The sequence below is a fragment of the Streptomyces sp. E11-3 genome, assembly GCF_046540415.1.
GTDB lineage: Bacteria > Actinomycetota > Actinomycetes > Streptomycetales > Streptomycetaceae > Streptomyces.
Map to the genome: position 1 here is coordinate 1 of NZ_JAZGRL010000039.1, position 3,362 is coordinate 3,362.

General features: G+C 73.0%; 4 protein-coding genes. 3 read left to right on the forward strand and 1 reads right to left on the reverse strand.

Going from position 1 to position 3,362, the window contains the following annotated elements; genetic code table 11:
- Positions 1-218: 218 nt before the first annotated feature.
- Genes U9R90_RS34555 through ybaK form a run of 3 tightly spaced genes read left to right on the forward strand, consistent with a single transcriptional unit; the run spans position 219 to position 2,523 of the window.
- Positions 219-1,235 carry a hypothetical protein gene (locus tag U9R90_RS34555; protein WP_411061311.1) on the forward strand — a complete coding sequence of 339 codons (1,017 nt, stop codon included), beginning with the start codon at positions 219-221 and terminating at the stop codon, positions 1,233-1,235.
- Between the two features lie 22 nt (positions 1,236-1,257).
- Positions 1,258-2,007, forward strand: coding sequence for an LON peptidase substrate-binding domain-containing protein (locus U9R90_RS34560; RefSeq protein WP_411061313.1), 750 nt, complete (start codon positions 1,258-1,260; stop codon positions 2,005-2,007).
- A gap of 15 nt (positions 2,008-2,022) precedes the next feature.
- On the forward strand, positions 2,023-2,523 hold the full coding sequence (gene ybaK / locus U9R90_RS34565) for a Cys-tRNA(Pro) deacylase (RefSeq protein WP_411061315.1): 501 nt from the start codon (positions 2,023-2,025) through the stop codon (positions 2,521-2,523).
- Between the two features lie 199 nt (positions 2,524-2,722).
- Here the strand turns inward: ybaK and U9R90_RS34570 are convergent.
- Positions 2,723-3,362 (reverse strand): hypothetical protein (locus tag U9R90_RS34570; RefSeq protein WP_411061317.1); only part of this gene is annotated, 640 nt, incomplete at its 5' end.

The following is a 3,362-nucleotide window of genomic DNA, read 5'->3' on the forward strand; positions in this document are numbered from 1 at the left end:
CCACCTCGCGCGGCGGGAGCACGTGCCCCCCGACGCGGCCCCGCCCCACAACGAACAGCGCGTACCCCGCACAACACGTCGCGCACCCCGCACAACACCGCGGCGGCGCGACGGAATCGTTATCCGTACGGCTACAACCCTCCCCACCCCACCGCCGTCTTGTCACCGCAACCATCAACGAAACGACATGACCAGGCGCAAAGGAGGGACCCCGGACCATGGTCCTGCTGCGCGCGCTCGCCCGGACAGCCCGGATGATCAAGCACGCTCCACACCTCGCCGAGGCGCTGCCCGCCGACGACGAGGTGCTGCTGGACACGCCCGACGAACGCCTCGGCCCGGCGCTCGTCGCGGCGGGCCAAGGCGACCACGGCCCGGCCGCCAAACTGCTCGCCGCCAGCCGCGAGGCCGCCGAGTGGGAGAACCGCGACCACTATGTGCTACGCCTGGCCACGTTCGCCCGTGGCCGCCCGGAGTGGTTCACGCGGTGGCGCGCGGCGACCCCGCAGGACCCGGACGTGGCCCTGCTCAGGGCGGAGCTCGCGATGCGCCACGCCTGGGAGTCCCCGGTCCGCGCCACGCTCCTGCGCGAGGTCGCCCCGCTGATCGCCGTGGCCACCGAGGCGGCCCCCCGCGACCCGGTGCCCTGGCGCATCGCCCTGGACCACGCACGGGGCGTCGGCGCCACACACTCCGCCTTCCAGGACCTGTGGGCCGAGGCGATACACCGCTCCCCGCACCACTACGGCTGCCACGCGGCGGCCCTGCAGTACCTCTCGGCCACCTGGTACGGCTCGCATCGCACCTGCTTCGACTTCGCCGAAAACGCCGCCGTCGACACCCTGCCCGGCTCCCTGATCCAGGCGCTCCCGGTGCGCGCGGCCTTCGCCTGCCTCCAGGAACCCGGCCGTGGCGCGAGCTCGATACCGATCGAGCGCCTGGACGCCGCGGCGGACCGCGCGATCGCCCTCTCGGACGCGTACGAGAAGGCCGACCCGTATCCGGCCGAGGTGCGCAACCTCCTCGCCTACGTCCTGATGCGCCTGGGCCGCGCGGCCGACGCACTGGAGCAACTGCAACGCATCGGCCCGTACGCGACGTCCTTCCCCTGGAACGTGATCTCCAGCGATCCCCTCGGCCAGTTTCTCGAACTGCGCGACGGCGTACGCCTCCAGGTGGCCGCCATGACCCCGCTACGTCGCCGGATCGGGCACCACCGCCCCGGACTACCCTGAGCGGCCATTAGGCTTCGGGATCGTGACCACCGTCCGACTTCCGCTCTTCCCGCTGAACACCGTGCTGTTCCCGGGCCTCGTGCTGCCGCTGAACGTCTTCGAGGAGCGATATCGCGCCATGCTGCGCGACCTCGTGAAGGCGGCGCCCGACGACTCCGACGAGCCGCGCCGCTTCGCCGTCGTCGCGATCCGCGACGGCCTCGAGGTCGCTCCGGTGGCGCCCGGTATGCCGGACCCGACCGCGACGGTCGAGCGCGGGCCCACGGCCGGGTTCGGTGACGACCCGATCAAGGCCTTCCACCAGGTGGGCTGTGTCGCGGACGCGGCGACCGTACGGGAGCGCGCGGACGGCAGTTTCGAGGTGCTCGCCACCGGCACCACCCGCGTCCGGCTGCTCTCCGTCGACGCGTCGGGCGCGTACCTGACGGCAGAGCTGGAGGAGCTCGACGAGGACCCGGGCGACGACGCGGGCGCACTGGCCGATGGCGTACTGCGCGCGTTCCGCGCCTACCAGAAGCGTCTGGCAGGTGCGCGGGAGCGGTCGCTGTCGACGGGTGCGGAGCTGCCGGACGAGCCGTCCGTGGTGTCGTACCTGGTCGCCGCGGCCGCGGTCCTGGACACCCCGACCCGGCAGCGGCTGCTGCAGGCGCCCGACACCGCGTCCCGGCTGCGGGACGAGCTGAAACTCCTTCGCGCGGAGACCGCGGTGATCCGTAACCTGCCGTCGTTGCCCGCGGTCGAGCTGACCCGGGGTCCGACGAGCCTCAACTGACGTAAGGTCCGAACGTTGGCGAAGAAGTCAAAGAAGCAGCAGTCCGGCGGCACACCCGCCACGGTCGCACTCACCGCCGCAGGCACGCCACACACCTTGCACCAGTACGCACACGACCCGTCGCACCCCTCGTACGGCGACGAGGCGGCCGAGGCGATGGGCGTGTCGCCCGAGCGCGTGTTCAAGACGCTGCTCGCCGAGGTGGACGGCGCGCTGACCGTGGCCGTGGTCCCGGTCGCGGGTTCGCTCGACCTCAAGGCGCTGGCCGCGGCGGTCGGCGGTAAGCGCGCGGTGATGGCGGACCCGGCCGCGGCGGAGCGCAGTACGGGGTACGTACGCGGCGGGATCTCCCCGCTCGGCCAGCGACGGAAGCTGCCCACCGTGCTGGACGCGTCGGCCACCGCGCACGAGTCGATCTGTGTCTCGGCGGGCCGCCGCGGCCTGGAGGCCGAACTGGCCCCGGACGACCTGGCGAAGCTGACGGACGCGGTGCTGGCCCCGATCGGGCGGGTTTAGCCCCTCGACGCATGGCCGCCACGCGACTAAGCACCGCAGCATGTCGAAGAAGACGCGCAAGCGGAAGTGGCGGATCAGAAAGGGCCGGGCAAACCACGGGCGCCGCCCCGCATAGTCCCGCCTAAGCCCACATAGGCATAAGCCCACATAAGCCTGCACCGGCCCGCACAGGCCGAGCCGGGGCCCCGGCCCCGGCTCCTCAGGACGCGGGCGGCTCGGGTTGCGCGGGGTGCTCCCGCGGCTGCGGCGGAAGGTACCCCGGCAGTTCGGGGTCGCGGGGTGTGAACACCGCCGTGAGCGCCAGCAGTACGGCCATCGACACGATCGGCCAGGCCAGCAACGCGCCCTTCGCGCTCAGCTTCAGCGGCGCGTCGAACGGCACGCCCGCCCCCGCGGCCTTGGCGCGCGCGACCACATCGCCGCTGGGCCCCAGCCAGATGCCGAACCGCCAGGCGAGCACCGATCCGAGCAGCCCGCCCGCCACGAGGCCGATCACCAGCGGAACCCCGCCGCGCTTGCGGAGCAGGAAGACCACGACGGCGCTGACCAGCCCGAGGGCGAGCGCCAGCAGCAGGAACGTGCCGTCGGCGCCGATCGCCTGCTCGCCCTCGTTGTCCCGCAGGAAGACGGCCTTGCCATCCGAGATCAGCGGCACCCGCGGCGCGAGCCACATCCACAGCAGCCCGAGCAGCAGACCCCCCGCGACGGCCACCGCGATCGCGATCAGCACGGCCTCGCGCACTTCGGTCTTCAGCCCGGGTCCCTCGTCCTCGTGCGCCGAGGGGGGCAGGGCTCCGCCGGGCGGCGGGGCCTGCCAGGGGTCCTGTGGCTGGTTCGGG